The sequence below is a fragment of the Streptomyces sp. NBC_01171 genome (assembly GCF_045039805.1).
Lineage (GTDB): Bacteria > Actinomycetota > Actinomycetes > Streptomycetales > Streptomycetaceae > Streptomyces.
This window is the reverse complement of record NZ_CP108609.1, coordinates 4,432,043-4,449,476: the sequence shown is the minus strand read 5'-3', so window position 1 is coordinate 4,449,476 and position 17,434 is coordinate 4,432,043. Positions and strand designations below refer to the sequence as shown.

Genomic DNA, 17,434 nt, shown 5'->3' with positions numbered 1-17,434 from the left:
CATGAGGAGAGACAACCAGACCATGGCCCCTCGGCTCAGTGTGATCGTTCCCATCTACAACGTGGAGCGCTACCTGCCCGCCTGCCTCGACTCGCTGGCGGCGCAGACCTTCCAGGACCTCGAGGTCCTGATGGTCGACGACGGTTCGCCCGACGACTCGGCCGCGATAGCCGCCGAGTACGCGGCCCGCGACGAGCGGTTCCACCTCATCCGCAAGGAGAACGCCGGTCTCGGCGCGGCCCGCAACACGGGCATCGCCCACATGTCCGCCGACGCGGAGTACCTGACCTTCGTCGACAGTGACGACGTCATCCCGCCGGACGCCTACCGGCTGATGGTGAACAGCCTGGACGAGACCGGCTCGGACTTCGCCACCGGAAACGTCTTCCACCTCAAGGGTGAGCGCTCCTGGCAGGTGCCGCTGCTGAAGATGCTGGCCGGCGAGGCCCGCAAGCGCACCCACATCTCGAAGATCCCGAAGCTGGTCGCCGACCGCATCGCCTGCAACAAGGTCTTCCGCCGGACCTTCTGGGAGGGCCAGGGCTTCACCTTCCCCGAGGGCATCCTGCACGAGGACATCCCGGTGGTGCTCCCGGCGCACTACAAGGCCGAGGCGATCGACATCATCGGCGAGCCGACCTACTTCTGGCGGCTGCGCGAGGGCGAGTCGGCCCCGTCGATCACCCAGCGCCGCCGGGAGCCGCAGGCCATCCGCGACCGGGTCACCGCCGTCAGCATGGTCAGCGACTACCTCGCCCAGCAGGCCGGCGCCGAGTTCGCCGAGTACAAGCGCCAGTACGACGACCGCGTGCTCCGCGACGACCTGCGCCTGTTCCTGCGGGTCGTGCCGGACGCGACCGCCGAGTTCCACGAGGCGTTCCTGGAGGCGACCAACCGCTTCCTCGACACCATCGACCCGAAGATCGTCATGGCGCTCCCCACGGACCTGCGCGTCCAGTGGCTGCTGGTGCGCAAGCACGCCATGCCCGAGCTGATCGCCCTGCTGGCCTCCCAGCGCCGCAAGGACCCGGTCGAGGTCTCCGGCACCTTCCGCAAGTACGCCAGCTTCCGCACGCTTCAGGAGAGCGGCTTCGAGCTGCCCAAGGCGGCGCTGCGCATCGACGGCGACCTCGGTCTGCGCGCCCCGCTGCGCTCGGCGACCTGGCGCAACGGCAAGCTGCTGCTGTCCGGCGACGCCTACATCGACAAGATCGACATGTCGGCCAAGCGGAGCAGCCTGAAGGTCGTCCAGCTCAAGCGGTCCGGTTCGCGCCAGCGCATGTTCCTGCCGGCGAAGAACATCTACCGCCCGGAGACCACCACCGACTCCGGCCAGAAGCGCTACAACTACGACTGGGCCGGCTGGGAGCTGGAGCTGGACCCGGCCAAGCTGCGCAAGGGCGGCGCCTGGCGCGAGGGCCTGTGGCACGTCGGCATCAACGTCTACGCCTCCGGCCTGGTGCGCCGCAGCGCGGTGTGGGCCCGCGGCGGCGCGGCGGCCAACTTCGCGCCGTACCAGTGGCTCGACGACGACTTCCGGATGCTGCCGGTCGTGGAGCGCGGCGCGCTCAAGCTGCGCGTGGAGAAGGTGCGCGCGCTGATCACCGACCGCCGGATCACCGCGGACTCCGTCGAGATCGACGGCGAGCTGCGCACCGACCTGAAGTCCGGCGAGGAGCTGTCGCTGCGGCTGACCAACGCCAAGAGCGGCGAGGTCCGCTGGTACCCGATCGACGTCGGCCGTGCCGGTCAGCGCACCACGTTCCAGAGCCGGGTGCCGCTGTCCGACGTGGTGCTGCTGGCCAGCGAGGACATCGACGACCACGCCCAGCCGGAGCGCCGGCTGTGGAGTGTCGCGCTGCTGGCCAAGTCCCCGGACGGGACGCAGCGCCAGTTCGGCAGTGTCATGAGCGACGGCCTCGCGGACCTCTCCGCCGACGTGCCCGAGTCCTTCGGCGCGGCCGGCGCCAACCGCGAGGTCGCCCTGATCTCCGGCAACAACGGCTACCTGAAGATCGTCGGCCGCGTGCGCCGGGCCGTGCTGACCTCGGTCGCCGTCCGGGAAGGCAGGATCGCGGTCGGCGGCCGCGCCTCCCGCGAGCTGATCGGCTCGGAGCTGGTGCTCAAGGCCAGCAACCGCTTCGACGAGCGCAAGGCGTCGGTGGACTGGGCGGACGACGGCACCTTCACCGTCTCCTTCGACCCGTCCGTGATGGGCGGCTCCGGCGGGGTCCCGCTGAAGGCCGGCCGCTGGAACCTGCTGCTGCGCAGCGAGAGCGAGACCGTGCCGGACGCCGAGTTCGTCATCGACCGGCTCGCCTCCGCGCAGTTCCCGCTCCACACCGAACTGGGCGGCCGTCGCTACTGGTTCGAGAGCCGCTGGGGCGACTTCCCGCAGCTCAACTGCCGCTCGGAGCTGACCGACCTGGAGCGCGGCCCGTACCGCATGCTCCAGTTGCGCCGCGAGGTGTACGAGCCCGGGCGCGAGCAGCCGCTGCGCGACCAGGTGTTCTTCCTCAGCTACAACGGCAAGCAGTACTCGGACAGCCCGCGTGCCATGCACGAGGAACTGCTGCGCCGGGGCAGCGACATGAAGTTCCTGTGGGCCGTGCGCGACGGCCAGGTGGTCCTGCCGCCCACCGCCGACAAGGTCCGCATGTGGGGCCGGGAGTGGTTCGAGGCGCTGGCCACCTCGCGCTACATCGTCACCAACGGGCACCTGCCCGAGTGGGTGGAGCGCCGCCCCGGCCAGGTCATCGTGCAGACCTGGCACGGCACCATGCTGAAGAAGATCGGTCACGACATCGAGACCCTCTACTTCGACCGCGAGTACCAGAACCGGCTGGCGCTGGAGGCGAAGAACTGGAGCCTGCTGGTCTCCTCCAACCGCTTCTCCACGCCGATCCTCAAGCGCGCCTTCTCCTACGACGGTGAGATCCAGGAGGCGGGCTACCCCCGCAACGACTACCTGTACTCCCCGGACAAGGACAAGATCGCGGACAAGGTCCGGGAGTCGCTGGGCATCCCCAAGGGCAAGAAGGTCGTGCTGTACGCGCCGACCTGGCGCGACGACCAGTCGCACAGCGCCGGCCAGTACCTGTTCGACCTGCGGATCGACCTGGAGGACGCGCGCCGCCGCCTCGGTGACGACCACGTCCTGCTGATCCGCCGCCACTCCAACGTGGTCGACGCGGTGCCCGGCGCGGGCAACGGCTTCGTCTTCGACGCCTCGGAGTACCCCGACATCGCCGACCTGTACCTGGCGGCGGACATCATGATCACCGACTACTCGTCCGTGATGTTCGACTACGCCCACCTCAAGCGGCCGATGCTCTTCTTCACGTACGACCTGGAGCACTACCGCGACAAGCTGCGCGGGTTCTACTTCGACTTCGAGCAGGACTCGCCCGGCCCGCTGATCGACAACTCCGAGGACCTGGTGACGGCGATCCGCGACATCGACACGGTGTCCGCGGAGTACCAGGAGCGGTTCGACCGCTTCCACCACCTGTTCTGCGACCTGGACGACGGCCACGCCTCGGCGCGTGTCGTGGACCGGATGCTGGAACAGGCCAAGGAGATCTGAGCCCGAGCGCGTGAAGGGGCCGGGCCCGGAGGGAATGTCCTCCGGGCCCGGCCCCCTTTTCGTCCCGGTCTGCTCAGAGGCGGACGGTCTTCACCGCGAACTGGCCGGTCAGGGTGAAGTAGGGCCGCAGCTCGGTCTCCCGGCGGCGGACCTCCGGCCGCGGTCGCGGGGCCGGCTTCAGCACCCGCTTGGCCTCCCGGAGGGCGCGCTCGCCCAGCGAGAAGGCCCGCTCCTGGAGAGCGCCCGCCACGGGCTCCTCGGTGACGAGGACGGGCCTGGGCAGCACGAACACGTCGATCGGGCTGAGCACGTCGGTGGCCAGCTTCGCCAGCGCCACCCGCTCGGCACCGGCCGCCGGGCGCACCCAGAAGTCCCAGACGATCTCCGATCCCGTCCCGCCGGTGTGCTCCTCCGCCAGGGCCGCGCAGTCCACGACCGCGGTGACGGTGCCGTCCCCGGCGTCCTGGAGCGGGAAGGCCAGCACGCGCTTCTTGTCGCGCCGGTGCACCGCCTCCAGCACCGCGCCCTCGCCGACGGCCGCTCCCCACAGGGAGGCCCGCAGCCGCAGGGCCCGCTCGTCGACCTCGACGGGCCCGGCCTCGGCGTGCGTCGCGCGCAGCACGCTGCGCACCCGCAGCCGGCCGTCCTGGTCCCGGTGGGGCAGCAGCAGCGCGAGCGATGGGCCCTCGGTGCGGGGCAGTTCGACCGCGAGGAGGTCCCGCGTGTCGCACCCGTAGCCGTCGGCGGACAGCGGCACCTCGGTGCCGGCCGGGGTCGCCAGGGCCAACTGCCAGGTGCCCTGCGGGAGTCCGCCGTCCCAGGGCACGAGCGCGTCGCCACCGGGGGTCAGCGCGAACCGGCGCTCCTCGGGCGCCTTGCCCTCCCTGCGCAGCACCAGGTCGGCGCCCTCGGCGCTCTCGGGCAGCGGGCCCACCGCGATGTGCAGGCTCCCCAGGTCGTCGACGCGCACGGTGGCGTGCCGGGGCAGTTCCTTGCGGGCGTACGCCTGCGCGAGGATCTCCTCGAACCGCTCACGGCTCGCCGTCTCCTGGAACCGTTCGGCGCCGCGCACCGCGGCCTCGGCCATCTTCCGCCGCAGCTCGTCGTCCCGCACCAGCCGCAGGACGGCCTCCGCCATGGCGTCCACGTCGCCGCACGGCACGATCAGGCCGTCCTCGCCGTCGGTGAGGACGTTGCGCGGGCCGTGGTCGGCGTCCGTGCTGACGACGGGCAGTCCCGCCGCCATGGCCTCCACCAGGACGTTGCCGAACGCCTCCCGCTTGGAGGGCAGCACGAAGACCGAGCCCTTGCCGAACTCGGGCGTCACCGGCGCGGCCGGCCCCATCAGCAACACGTTGTTGGACAGCCCGAGTTCATGGATACGGGCCCGCAGGCGGGCCTTCTCGGCGCCGCTGCCGTAGATCCGCAGCGTCCAGTCCGGGGCCTCGGCGTGCACCCGCGCGAACGCCTCGACGAGCAGCACGTGGTTCTTGTTGTCGGTGAGATGGCCGGCGGAGATGACGACCTTGTTGGTCCCGCGCGAGCGGACCGGCGCGGCCGGCACACAGTTGGGCATCACCGCGAGCCGGTCGCGGACGCCGGGCACCTGCTCGGCGATGCTGTCCGTCTCCTCGGGGGTGAGCGCGGTCAGCGCGTCCAGGTGGAGGTACGCCGGGAAGAGCTTCTTCTTCATGTCGTCGGCGTAGATGAGCGGCATCGAGTGCTCCTGGGCGACGCGCAGATAGCCCCCCTGGGCGTGCGCCAGCAGCACGGTGATGCGCGGGTTGGAGCTGACCACCACGTCCGCGTCGGTCGTGGCGAGGTACTCCAGCAGCCGCAGCTCGGCCAGCCGGCTGACCACCGGCTTCTTCACCCCGGTGTTCGGCGGGTAGACCAGCGTGAAGCGGTCGGCCAGCGGATCGTCCACGTCCGAGACGGGCGAGTACGGGCGCAGGTCGGTCAGTGCCCGCACCCTCACCCGCGGGTCCAGCGGGAAGTACGACTCGTCGCGGACCTTGCGCAGCGCGACGATCTCGACCTCGTGCCTCTCGGCGAGCGCCCCGGCGAGGTTCTGGGTCGCGCTCACCACCCCGCCCATGTGGCAGAGGTCGCGGACCAGGAATGCGATCTTCACTGTGTGTTCTTCCCCCATGGCGCGTGAGCGCCTCCCTTGTTCCAAGTCAGGTGACTAGACGGGGAGAAGCGGTAAAAGGTTACTCGCCAAGAGGTCATATGTCGGTCACCTGCCCTCACCGGGCGTAACGCGAAGGCCGGGGGCGGCGCCGGAAACCCTGTTCAAAGGGGGTTTCCGGCGCCGCCGTCCCGGCCCGAGTGGCTGACTTTCGCTCCCTAGAAGGGCTCGAAGTCGTCGAACTCCTTCTGCGCCTCGTCGCGTTCGGCCTGGCGGTCCCTGCGGCGCTGGGCCGCCGGGCGCTCCTCCTCGAAGCGGTGGTCCTCGCCGCGGCGGCCGAGCATCTCGGCGCCGGCGGTGACGGTGGGCTCCCAGTCGAAGACGACCGCGTTCTCCTCGGGGCCGATGGCCACGCCGTCGCCCGCGCGGGCGCCCGCCTTCGTCAGCCGGTCCTCGACACCGAGGCGGTTGAGGCGGTCGGCGAGGTAGCCGACGGCCTCGTCGTTGTTGAAGTCGGTCTGGCGCACCCAGCGCTCCGGCTTCTCGCCGCGCACCCGGTACAGCGGCTCGCCGTCCAGCTCCTCGCGGGTGACGGTGAAGCCCGCGTCGTCCACGGCCTTGGGCCGGATGACGATACGCGTCGCCTCCTCCTGCGGCTTGGCGGCGCGCGCCTGGCCGACCAGGTCACCGAGGGCGTAGGTCAGCTCGCGCAGACCGGTGTGGGCCACCGCGGAGACCTCGAAGACGCGGTAGCCGCGTGCCTCCAGGTCGGGGCGGACCATCTCGGCGAGGTCCTTGCCGTCGGGCACGTCGATCTTGTTGAGGACGACGATGCGGGGCCGGTCCTCCAGGCCGCCGTAGCTGCGCAGCTCCTCCTCGATGATGTCGAGGTCGGAGAGCGGGTCGCGGTCGGACTCCAGCGTGGCGGTGTCCAGCACGTGCACCAGCACGGAGCAGCGCTCCACGTGGCGCAGGAACTCCAGGCCCAGGCCCTTGCCCTGGCTGGCACCCGGGATCAGACCGGGCACGTCGGCGATGGTGTAGACGGTCGAACCGGCGGTCACCACACCGAGGTTGGGCACCAACGTGGTGAAGGGGTAGTCCGCGATCTTCGGCTTGGCGGCGCTGAGCACCGAGATCAGCGAGGACTTGCCCGCGCTCGGGTAGCCGACCAGGGCCACGTCGGCGACGGTCTTCAGCTCGAGGACGACGTCCTGGAGGTCACCGGGCTCACCGAGCAGCGCGAACCCGGGCGCCTTGCGGCGGGCGCTGGCGAGCGCCGCGTTGCCGAGGCCGCCCCGGCCGCCCTGCGCGGCGACGTAGGAGGTGCCGTGGCCGATGAGGTCGGCCAGCACGTTGCCGGCCTTGTCCAGCACGACCGTGCCGTCGGGGACGGGGAGGACCAGGTCCTGGCCGTCCTTGCCGGAGCGGTGGCCACCCTCGCCGGGCTTGCCGTTGGTGGCCTTGCGGTGCGGGGAGTGGTGGTAGTCGAGCAGCGTGGTCACGGACTGGTCGACGGTCAGGATGACGTCGCCGCCCCGCCCGCCGTTGCCGCCGTCCGGACCGCCCAGCGGCTTGAACTTCTCACGGTGGACGGAGGCACAGCCGTGGCCTCCGTTACCCGCGGCGACATGCAGTTCGACGCGGTCCACGAAGGTGGTCATGGTTCGGTGCCTCCAGAAAAGTACGGGTAATACCTATGTCAACACGCGAAAGGCGGACCCGCCTTCCCGACCGGGAAGTGAGGTCCGCCTCGCGCAGCTTTTTACGCTCGCGGCCGTGAATCAGGGATTCAGGCGACCGGAACGATGTTCACGACCTTGCGGCCACGGTTGGTGCCGAACTCCACCGCACCGGGCAGCAGCGCGAACAGCGTGTCGTCGCCGCCACGGCCGACGCCCGCACCGGGGTGGAAGTGGGTGCCGCGCTGGCGGACCAGGATCTCACCGGCGTTGACGACCTGACCGCCGAAGCGCTTCACGCCGAGCCGCTGGGCATTGGAGTCGCGACCGTTCCGGGTGGACGATGCGCCCTTCTTGTGTGCCATGTCTTCTCAGTCCCTTACTTCGCAGCCGCGGGGATCTCAGTGACCTTGATCGCCGTGTACTGCTGGCGGTGGCCCTGACGACGGCGGTAGCCGGTCTTGTTCTTGTAGCGCAGAATGTCGATCTTCTGGCCCTTGTGGTGGTCCACGACCTCGGCCTGGACCTTGATGCCGGCCAGCACCCACGGGTCGCTGGTCACGGAGTCGCCGTCGACAACGAGCAGGGTCGAAAGCTCGACCGTGTCGCCAACATTGGCGGTGGAAATCTTGTCAACCTCAACGATGTCGCCGACAGCAACCTTGTGCTGGCGACCACCGCTGCGCACGATGGCGTACACGCGGATCTCACTTTCGCTCGAAGAACGGCACCCCCGCAGGCCAGCCGGACCGGCAGAACACCATGAACGACCTCTCCCGACCGCACCGGGCGACCGGGAGGAGAAGGTTTACGGGGATGTGGCATGTTCAAATGACACGCCGACGGTCAAGAGTACGGGGGGCGTCCCGTACGGGTCAAACCGGGCTCTGATCAGCGGTCCAGCGAGGCCCTGTAGGCGGCGTACGCCTGCCGGATCTGGTCCGGGGACAGGTCCAGGTGCTCCAGGATCGTGTACCGGCCGGGTCGGGTCTCCGGCGCGAACTCCACGGCCCGGACGAACTCGTCCACGCTGAACCCGATCTCCTCGGCCAGCACCGGCAGCCCGTGCCTGCGCAGCGAGGCGGCCATGAGGAAGGAGCCCTCGTGGTCGCCGCGCAGATGCATGGCGAAGGCGGCGCCGAGGCCCACCTGCTCGCCGTGGCTGGCGGCCCGCTTGGGGAAGAGCAGGTCGAGCGCGTGGCTGATCTCGTGGCAGGCGCCGGAGGAGGGGCGGGTGTGGCCGGCGATCGACATGGCGATGCCGGACAGCACCAGTCCCTCGGCGAGGACGGCGAGGAACGCGTCGTCGCCGCAGCCACCAGGGTGCCGGAGCACCGCCTCGCCCGCCTGGCGGGCCATGGCGGCGGCGAGACCGTCGATCTTCTCGCCGTTGACCCGGTTGGCCAGCTCCCAGTCCGCGACGGCCGAGATGTTCGACACGGCGTCCCCGATGCCCGAGCGCACGAAGCGCACCGGGGTCTCGCGGATGATGTCGGTGTCGATCAGCAGTGCGATGGGCGTGGGCACGCCGTACGAGCCCCGGCCCGCGTCGTTGTCCAGGATGGACACCGGCGAGCAGATGCCGTCGTGGGACAGGTTGGTGGCGACCGCGACCAGCGGCAGGCCGATGCGGGCCGCCGCGTACTTGGCGCAGTCGATGACCTTCCCGCCGCCGAGCCCGACCACCGCGTCGTAGCGGCCGGACTTCATCTCGTCGGCGAGCCGCACGGCGTCGTCCAGCGTGCCGCCGCCGACCTCGTACCAGGTCGCGCCCGGCAACTGCGGGGCGACCCGCTCGCGCAGCCGGGCGCCCGAGCCGCCGCTGACGGCGACGGCGAGGCGGCCGGAGTGCGAGATGCGCTGGTCGGCGAGGATGCTCGCCAGGTCGGCGAGGGCACCCGGGCGGATGTCCACGACGACCGGCGAGGGAATGAGCCGGGTCAGTATCGGCACGCGATCTCCCGTCCCTTGGCGAGGTCGTCGTGGTTGTCGATCTCGACCCAGGAGACGTCACCGATGGGCTGGACGTCGATGCGGAAGCCGCGGTCGACCAGCTCCTGGTAACCGTCCTCGTAGTAGAGCTGCGGGTCGCGCTCGAAGGTGGCGCGCAGGGCGTCGGCCAGCTCCTCGGCCGCGTCGCCCTCGATGAGGGTGACGCCGATGTACTCGCCCGTGGCCTCGGCCGGGTCCATCAGCTTGGTGATCTTCTGGACGCCCTTCTCGGGGTCCACGACGACCTTCATCTCCTCGTCCGCCAGGGACTTCACGGTGTCCAGCGCGAGGATGATCTTCTTGCCGTCACCGCGCGCGGCCAGCAGCGTCTTCTCGACGGAGACCGGGTGCACGGTGTCGCCGTTGGCGAGGATCACGCCGTCCTTCAGGGCGTCCCGGCCGCACCACAGGGAGTAGGCGTTGTTCCACTCCTCGGCCTTGTCGTTGTCGATCAGCGTGATCTTCAGGCCGTACTTCGCCTCCAGCGCGGCCTTGCGGTCGTAGACGGCCTCCTTGCGGTAGCCGACGATGACACCGACCTCGGTCAGGCCGACCTCCGCGAAGTTCCCCAGCGTCAGGTCCAGCACCGTCAGCGACTCCTCGTCGCCCTCCGGGCCCACCGGCACCAGAGCCTTGGGCAGGGTGTCGGTGTAGGGGCGCAGACGCCGTCCGGCGCCGGCCGCCAGCACGAGACCTATCATCGCGGGTTCTCCTTAACTTCCCCGGTTCACGGGGCGACTTCCCCGGTTCGCGGGGTGGGGGGTAAAGCCGTGTGGCCCTGTCGCGAGCGACAGGACCACACGAGGGGTGTTCGGTTCAGCTCTCGTCGTCCGGCGCGGGGACCGTGGTGGCCTTCTTCGCCGTCGACTTGGCGGCCGTCTTGGCGGTCTTGGCCGCCTTCTTGGCCGTCGTCTTCTTCGCCGTCGTCGTCTTGGCGGCCGTCTTCTTCGCGGCCGTCGTCTTCTTGGCGGCCGTGGTCTTCTTCGCGGCCGTCTTCTTCGCCGGTGCCTTCTTGGCCGCCTTGCGGGCGGTCTTCTTGGCGGGCGCGGCCTCCTCGGTCTCCGCCTCGGCGGCGGGCTCCTCGGTGGTGGCCGGCTCCGGCGCGGACGACGGGACGACCAGGACGGCCGCCTCCTCCGACGCGGTCGGCGCGGTGGCCTTGCGTACCGCGCGGCGGCGCGGACGGGCCGGGGCGGCGCTCTCCTCGGCCGCCGGGGCGGCCTCCGGCTGCGGCTCCGGCTCGGCCACCGGCGCGGGCTCGGCGACGGTCACCACGGCGGCCTCGGCCCCGGCCGGCGAACCGGCGGGCGCGGACACCTTACGGGTGACCCGGCGACGGGCGCGGCCCTTGGGCGCGGCCTCCTCGGCGGCGGGCTCCGGCGCGACCACCGGGTCCTCGGCGGCCATCGGCTCGGCGTGCGCCTCGGCGGCCGGCTCCGGCAGCACGGGGGTGGTGGCGGCCTCCTCGGCGGTGACCGACGCGGCGGTCGGTGCCTCCTCGGCGGCCCGCTCGAACCGCTCGGCCCGCTCGGTGGAGCGGCGGCTGCCCTCCTTCGGCGCACCGGCCGGGGCCGAGGCCCTACGGCCGGCCTTGCGGCGCGAGCGACCACGTCCGGCGGCGGCCTCCGCCTCGGCGACGGAGCTGTACAGCTCCTCGTCCGAGGTGAAGTCCGGCGCGGGCAGCGCGACCGGCTCGGCGGCCTCGGCGGCCACCTCGTCGACCGTCTCGGTCTCCATCGGCGCGGCGGTCTCGTGCTCGTGGACCTGCCCGTCTCCGCGACCGCGCTTCTTGCGCTTGCCGCCACCACCGCCACCGACGGAGGTGGGCTGCTCCATGTGCACGATGACACCGCGGCCGTTGCAGTGGACGCAGTTCTCGGAGAAGGACTCCAGCAGACCCTGGCCGACCCGCTTGCGGGTCATCTGCACCAGGCCCAGCGAGGTCACCTCGGCCACCTGGTGCTTGGTCCGGTCCCGGCCCAGGCACTCCAGCAGGCGGCGCAACACCAGGTCCCGGTTGGACTCCAGCACCATGTCGATGAAGTCGATGACGATGATGCCGCCGAGGTCGCGCAGCCGGAGCTGGCGCACGATCTCCTCGGCCGCCTCCAGGTTGTTCCTGGTGACCGTCTCCTCCAGGTTGCCGCCCTGGCCGGTGAACTTGCCGGTGTTGACGTCGACCACGACCATCGCCTCGGTCCGGTCGATCACCAGCGAACCGCCGCTGGGCAGCCAGACCTTGCGGTCCAGCGCCTTGGCGAGCTGCTCGTCGATCCGGTACGTGGCGAAGACGTCGACCTCGCCGGTCCACTTCTGGAGCCGGTCGGTGAGGTCGGGAGCGACGTGGGAGACGTAGCCGTGGATGGTCGACCACGCCTCGTCGCCGCTGACGATGACCTTGGAGAAGTCCTCGTTGAAGATGTCGCGGACGACCCGGACGGTCATGTCCGGCTCGCCGTACAGCAGCGCCGGGGCGTTGCCCGTCTTCGCCTTCTTCTTGATCTCCTCCCACTGCTCCTGGAGACGCTCGACGTCACGGCGCAGCTCGTCCTCGCTCGCGCCCTCGGCGGCGGTGCGCACGATGACGCCCGCGTCCTCGGGGACGATCTTCTTGAGGATGGTCTTCAGCCGGGCCCGCTCGGTGTCGGGCAGCTTGCGGCTGATGCCGGTCATCGAGCCCTCGGGGACGTACACGAGGTAACGGCCCGGCAGGGAGACCTGGCTGGTGAGGCGGGCGCCCTTGTGGCCGATCGGGTCCTTGGTCACCTGTACCAGGACCGGCTGGCCGGACTTGAGGGCGGACTCGATGCGGCGCGGCCCGTTGGCCATGCCGAGCGCCTCGAAGTTGACCTCACCGGCGTACAGGACGGCGTTGCGGCCCTTGCCGATGTCGATGAAGGCGGCCTCCATGGACGGCAGCACGTTCTGGACCTTGCCCAGGTAGACGTTGCCGACGTACGAGGTGGCCTGCTCCTTGTTGACGTAGTGCTCGACGAGCACGCCGTCCTCCAGGACGCCGATCTGGGTGCGCTCGCCGTGCTGGCGCACGACCATCACGCGCTCGACGGCCTCGCGGCGGGCCAGGAACTCGGCCTCGGTGATGATCGGCACGCGGCGGCGGCCCTGCTCGCGGCCCTCGCGGCGACGCTGCTTCTTGGCCTCCAGGCGGGTCGAGCCCTTGATGGACTGGACCTCGTCGGACGGCTCGGCGGCCTTGCGGGGCTCGCGGACCTTGACGACGGTGCGCTCGGGGTCGTCCGTGGTCGCCGGCTCGGCCTCGCCACCGGAGTCACCGGCGCGACGGCGACGGCGACGGCGGCGACGGCTGGAGCTGGAGCCACCCGACTCCTCGCCCCGCGCGTCCTCGGCGTCCTCGGCGTCCTCAGAATCCTCGGCGTCCTGCTCTGCCGTGTCCTCGGCGTCCTGCTCCGCCTGCTCGGCGGCCAGGTCGCCGGACTCGTCGTCGGTGTCCTCGCCGTTGTCGTCACCGTCGTAGGCGTCGCCACGGCGGCGGCGACGGCCGCCCCGGCGGCGACGGCGGCGCGAACCGGAGTCGTCCGAGCCCTCGGCGTCGTCGGAGTCGTCGCCCTCGTCCTCGGTGGGCTCCTCAACCTGCTCCGGCTTCTCCTCGACGGCGCGGGTCTCCTCGACGGGGGCACCACGGCGGCGACGGCGACGGCGGCCGTTGTCGGCGCGCTCGTCGGCGGCGGGCTCGGGAGCGGCGGTGGTCTCCTCGGGCTTCTCGGCCTCCTCCGCCTTCTCGGGCTCCCGGACACCGGCGGCCTGGGCCGCGGCCTCGGCGGCGGCGCGCTGCGGGGTCTGGAACCTCGGCTCGGTGAAGACCGGCGCCTGGAAGGTGGCCACGGCGGGCCGGGCGGTACGGCGGGGGGCGTCGCCCTCGGCGGGGGCGGGCGCGGAGAACCCGCCCGCGGCCTGCCGCACGGAGCGGCGACGGCGGCGGCCGCCCTCGGTCTCGGTGGGCGCGGGCTCGGACTGCGTCGCCTTGCGGGCGGGGCGCGGCTCGGCCTCGGCGGCCGGGGGCTTCTCCTCCGCCTTCTCCTCCGCCTTCTCCTCGGCGGCGGCCGGGGCACCGGCGGGCGCGGAGGCCCGGCGGGTGGCGCGACGACGGGCACGGCCGGGGGCGGCCTCGGTCTCCGGCTCGGGCTGGGCGACCGGCTCGGCTTCGACGACCGGCTCGGTCTCGGCGGCGGGGGCCTCGGCGGCCGGGGTCTCGGTGGGCGCGGTGACACGGCGGGTGGCGCGACGGCGCGTACGACCGGCCGGAGCGGTCTCGGCCTCGGCGGCCTGGGCCGGCTCGGCTTCGGTCTCGGCGGCGGGGGTCTCGGTGACGGCGGCCTCGGCGGCGGGCGCGGAGGCACGGCGGGTGGCCCGACGGCGCGGACGCGCGGCCGCGGCCTCGGCCTCCGTCTCGGCGGCCGGCACCGGCTCGGCGGGCTTCTCGGCGGCGGGCTTCTCGGCGGCGGGCTTCTCGGCGGCGGGCGTCTCGGCCTCGGGCGTCTCGGCCTCGGGCGCCTCGGCGGCCTTCGGCGCACCGGCCGGGGCGGAGGCGCGCCGGGTGGCGCGGCGGCGCGGACGCGCGGCGGGGGTCTCGGCGGCGGACTCGGCCGGCTCGGCGGCCTTGTTGTCCTCGGTGTCCTGGGCCACGTCGGCCTCCTCGGCCTTGTTGTCCTCGGCGGTGACCTGCGTGGGCGCCCCGGCGGGCGCGGAGGCCCGGCGGCGGGTGCGGCGCGGCGCGGGTGCGGCGGTCTCGGCAGCGGCGTCGGCGTCGGCCTGTTCGTCGGCGGACGCGGCCGGTACGGCCGGCTCGGTGACGGTGGCGGCCTCGGCGGCCGTCGGGGTCCCGGCGGGCGCGGAGGCGCGGCGGGTGGTGCGGCGACGCGGACGCGGTGCCGTCTCGGCGGGGGCCTCGGGGGCCTCGGCCTGCGGTACCGGTGCGGCGGCCTCGGGCTGCGCGGTGGTCTCGGTGCCGGTTCCGGCGGCGGGCGAACCCGCCGGGCGGGAGGCGGCGCGACGACGCCTGCGCGGGGGCAGCGTGTCGCTGGGGGTGTTCGGTTCGGAGCCCTCGTTGGGCTCGGTCGGTTCGAGCATGCGGGCATTTCTCCCGTCGGAGCTCCCGGGTCGCCGCGCCTGGTCCGGGGCCGGTCTCGTAAAGACCGGCCACCGCTGACGTCCGCGGCCCGCGCGATGCGCGGTGGCCGCCGTCCGGGGCGCGGGCGCCGCACGGGAGCACTCTCTGTCCTGTCTCGCCGGTTCCGTACGCCTTGTCGGTACGGCCTGGCGAAAGTCTTCTGGTCGGTGCGCTGCCCGACCCAGGTGGCTCCCGGATCAAAGGGCGGCGCTACGGCGTCCGTCCCTACGCGGGACCTTCCGGCGCCGGCGCCGTCGCGGCGGCAGCCGGTTCGGCCTTCGGGGCCTGGGCTGCCTCGCGGTCGGGCGCGAGCGGGTCGGTCACCGTGCCGGTCTCTTCATCGAACAGCCCCTGCGCCAGCCTGGTCACCGCTGCGGGGACCGGCGGCGCCAGGTCGGCCACGGCGCGAAGACCGGACAGGACGTCGTCGGGTCGTACGGCAGGCGTCACGTGCCGAACAACCAGGCGCAGTATCGCACAGGGCCGGTCGCTGGGCCTATCAGCCGACTCGTCCCGCGTTTCCAGGGTGACGACGGCGGCGCGGGCGTCGAAGGTACGGACGCCGTTCTTGGCCATCCGCTGCACCTCCACCGTCTCCGCCGCCATGAAGGCGTCGGTGGCGGCCTGGGCGTCCTCGGGGGCCACGCCGTCCAGCCGCAGCTCCCACACGGAGGCGGTGAGCCGGTCGGCGAGTCCTGAGGTGCGGCCCTCCACGGCGTCGACGATGTCGAGCCCGGCGGGCATCGACTCGTCGAGCAGGGCGCGCAGGGTGCCGGGGTCGCGCGGTGCGGTCAGCGCGATCTCCAGGTACTCCGCCTCACTGCCCGTGCCGGTGGGTGCGGCATTGGCGTACGACACCTTCGGGTGCGGCGTGAACCCCGCCGAGTACGCCATGGGTACCTCGGCGCGGCGCAACGCGCGCTCGAAGGCGCGCTGGAAGTCACGGTGGCTGGTGAACCGGAGGCGGCCGCGCTTGGTGTAACGCAGTCGGATGCGCTGCACCGCGGGTGCGGGCGGCGGGCCTTCGGGCTGTCGCTTGCCCAGTGTCCTAGTCCTTCGTGAGAACGGTCGTACTGCTACCAAGAGTACGTGGGTCGCGCGCCGGAGGTTCCCGCCGGTCCACCCCGACCTGCTGCCGGGGTTCCCCGAAGAGGGCCCGGCGCAGGTCCTGGCGGGTCTCGCGCACGGTGTCGCGGGCGGCGGCGAGGGTCAGCCGGGTGACCCGTCCCACCTCGCGCGCGGCCCGGGCGGCGGGCCGCAGCACCACGTCCCGTACGACGTGTCCGACCGGGGTGAGGACGGTCCGGTACACCCAGCGGGCGGGCTCCACGAAGATCCACCGGAAGAGGGTCCCCAGAGCGCGGCCCACGACGCGGGAGACGTGCCCGGCGACCCGCCAGGCGTGCCCGAGCGCGTCGACGACCTCCCGCGCGACCAGGGCCAGCACCCGGCCTACGGGGGCCAGCACCCAGCGCCACAGGGCGAGGGCGGGCAGCACGAACAGGATGCGGGCCGTCCAGTACAGGCCCGCCCCGGCGCCGGTGACGAGGACCTCGGCGAGCCACAGCAGGGCCCGCCCGACCGGGCTCAGCACCTGGACGTACAGCCACCGGGCCGGGACCACCAGCAGATGCCGGACGAGCCAGGCGGCGCCGGTGAACAGGCCGCACCCGACGGCGGCCAGCAGCGCGCCGACACCTCGCGCGAGCCGTGCCAGCCCCCGGCCGACCGGCGCCAGCAGGTAGGTGACCACACCCCGCGCGGCCCAGCGCAGCGCATGGCCGAGGGGGGTCAGGAGATGGGCGTGGACCCAGCGCAGCGGCGCGGCGACCAGCACGTCCCCGAGCCACCTCAGCGCGGTGCCCACCGGGACCAGCACCCAGCGCCACAGCGCCACGAAGGGCCAGACGAAGAGGGCCCGGCCGACCCACAGCAGCGCGCGGCCGAGGGGCCGCAGCACGGTGGCGTGCAGGAACCGTCCGGCCACGACCAGCGCGTCCCAGACCAGCCGTACCGGCACCACGAGCACCAGCACGACGATCCGGACGGGCAGCCGGAGGGCGACGACGAGGCAGCCCTCCGGGGGCTGTTGGGCGGGCGGCTTGTCGAGGTCCATACCCTGATGGACGCCGCTGACCCGGTTTTGGATGCCTTTTCAGCCCGCCGGTACCACCCGGGACTTGTACGTCTCCGGGTAGCGCTGGGTGAACTTGACCGCGATCACCAGCAGGACGACGGGGATGACCCAGTTGAACCAGTCGTCCTGGCCGGGGAAGTGGATGGCGAGCCAGGTGGAGGCCGTCATGATGGCGAAGGTGACGCCCCAGTACGTGGTGAGCACCCGGTTGATGTGCCGGAAGACCGGCGAGTTCCAGTACTGGCGCGGGGTCGACTCACGGGCGTACTGCGCGGTGAAGGGGTCGTACAGCAGCGAGGCGAACGCGACGACGGCGACCAGGCCGTTGGAGATGACCTGGGCGTAGGTCTCCAGCCAGAGCAGGTCCGAGCGGTTCAGGGCGAGGGCGAGGACGGAGAGGACGGCGAAGAACACGATGCCGGCCGCGTCGAGGACGCGGATCTTGCCGTGCAGCAGGTCCTGGGCGGACAGCACGAGGGCCGCGACCAGGGCGGCGAGGGCCGCGTACTGCCAGGTGCTGGGGCTGGCCACCACGCCGAAGATGATCCAGGGGGCGAAGGAGAGGAACACGCCGACGGTGCCGACGGGCTTCTTTCTGGGCGCGGTCTGTTCCGTGGTCGCCTGCTCAACCATGAGGACGTCCTCTCCTGAGGTATGCCGTCGTGGGATGCCGCGGGCCGCCCCCACACCCATCGTCGCGCCGCACTCCCCCGCCCGCACGCCGCTCGCTCGTGGTGCGGTGCGACGGCCTGGCACC

Annotated in this window: 11 protein-coding genes; 1 reads left to right on the top strand and 10 read right to left on the bottom strand. The window is 72.2% G+C overall.

Translation table 11 applies throughout. The features are described 5' to 3' along the window. The first annotated feature begins 22 nt into the window (after positions 1-22). Positions 23-3,586: a CDP-glycerol glycerophosphotransferase family protein gene (locus OG448_RS20470; RefSeq protein ID WP_405555787.1), complete on the top strand. Its 3,564-nt coding sequence runs from the start codon at positions 23-25 to the stop codon at positions 3,584-3,586. Between the two features lie 73 nt (positions 3,587-3,659). On the opposite strand, the gene OG448_RS20465 is transcribed toward OG448_RS20470, so the two are convergent. The 10 genes from OG448_RS20465 to OG448_RS20420 form a co-directional block, all read right to left on the bottom strand. Further along, on the bottom strand, positions 3,660-5,720 hold the full coding sequence (locus OG448_RS20465; RefSeq protein WP_405555785.1) for a glycosyltransferase family 4 protein: 2,061 nt from the start codon (positions 5,718-5,720) through the stop codon (positions 3,660-3,662). Positions 5,721-5,935: 215 nt separating this feature from the next. After that, positions 5,936-7,381: a GTPase ObgE gene (gene obgE, locus OG448_RS20460; protein ID WP_135794117.1), complete on the bottom strand. Its 1,446-nt coding sequence runs from the start codon at positions 7,379-7,381 to the stop codon at positions 5,936-5,938. 128 nt (positions 7,382-7,509) lie between these two features. Beyond that, positions 7,510-7,764 (bottom strand): 50S ribosomal protein L27, encoded by a 255-nt coding sequence (gene rpmA, locus OG448_RS20455; RefSeq protein WP_391291753.1) that lies wholly within the window; start codon positions 7,762-7,764, stop codon positions 7,510-7,512. Positions 7,765-7,778: 14 nt separating this feature from the next. Then, positions 7,779-8,099, bottom strand: coding sequence for a 50S ribosomal protein L21 (gene rplU, locus OG448_RS20450; protein WP_030815038.1), 321 nt, complete (start codon positions 8,097-8,099; stop codon positions 7,779-7,781). A 191-nt stretch (positions 8,100-8,290) separates the two neighbouring features. Then, positions 8,291-9,352 (bottom strand): iron-containing alcohol dehydrogenase family protein, encoded by a 1,062-nt coding sequence (locus OG448_RS20445; protein WP_405555783.1) that lies wholly within the window; start codon positions 9,350-9,352, stop codon positions 8,291-8,293. Next, positions 9,340-10,092 carry a sugar phosphate nucleotidyltransferase gene (locus tag OG448_RS20440; RefSeq protein WP_405555781.1) on the bottom strand — a complete coding sequence of 251 codons (753 nt, stop codon included), beginning with the start codon at positions 10,090-10,092 and terminating at the stop codon, positions 9,340-9,342. The genes OG448_RS20445 and OG448_RS20440 overlap by 13 nt, the downstream gene beginning before the upstream one ends. A 115-nt stretch (positions 10,093-10,207) precedes the next feature. Next, positions 10,208-14,500: an Rne/Rng family ribonuclease gene (locus OG448_RS20435; protein WP_405555780.1), complete on the bottom strand. Its 4,293-nt coding sequence runs from the start codon at positions 14,498-14,500 to the stop codon at positions 10,208-10,210. A 265-nt stretch (positions 14,501-14,765) separates the two neighbouring features. Next, positions 14,766-15,542, bottom strand: coding sequence for a TIGR03936 family radical SAM-associated protein (locus tag OG448_RS20430; RefSeq protein ID WP_405555778.1), 777 nt, complete (start codon positions 15,540-15,542; stop codon positions 14,766-14,768). A gap of 46 nt (positions 15,543-15,588) precedes the next feature. Next, positions 15,589-16,656 carry a hypothetical protein gene (locus tag OG448_RS20425; RefSeq protein WP_405555776.1) on the bottom strand — a complete coding sequence of 356 codons (1,068 nt, stop codon included), beginning with the start codon at positions 16,654-16,656 and terminating at the stop codon, positions 15,589-15,591. A gap of 39 nt (positions 16,657-16,695) precedes the next feature. Beyond that, positions 16,696-17,310, bottom strand: a complete 615-nt coding sequence (locus OG448_RS20420; RefSeq protein WP_405555774.1) for a hypothetical protein — start codon at positions 17,308-17,310, stop codon at positions 16,696-16,698. Positions 17,311-17,434: the final 124 nt, after the last annotated feature.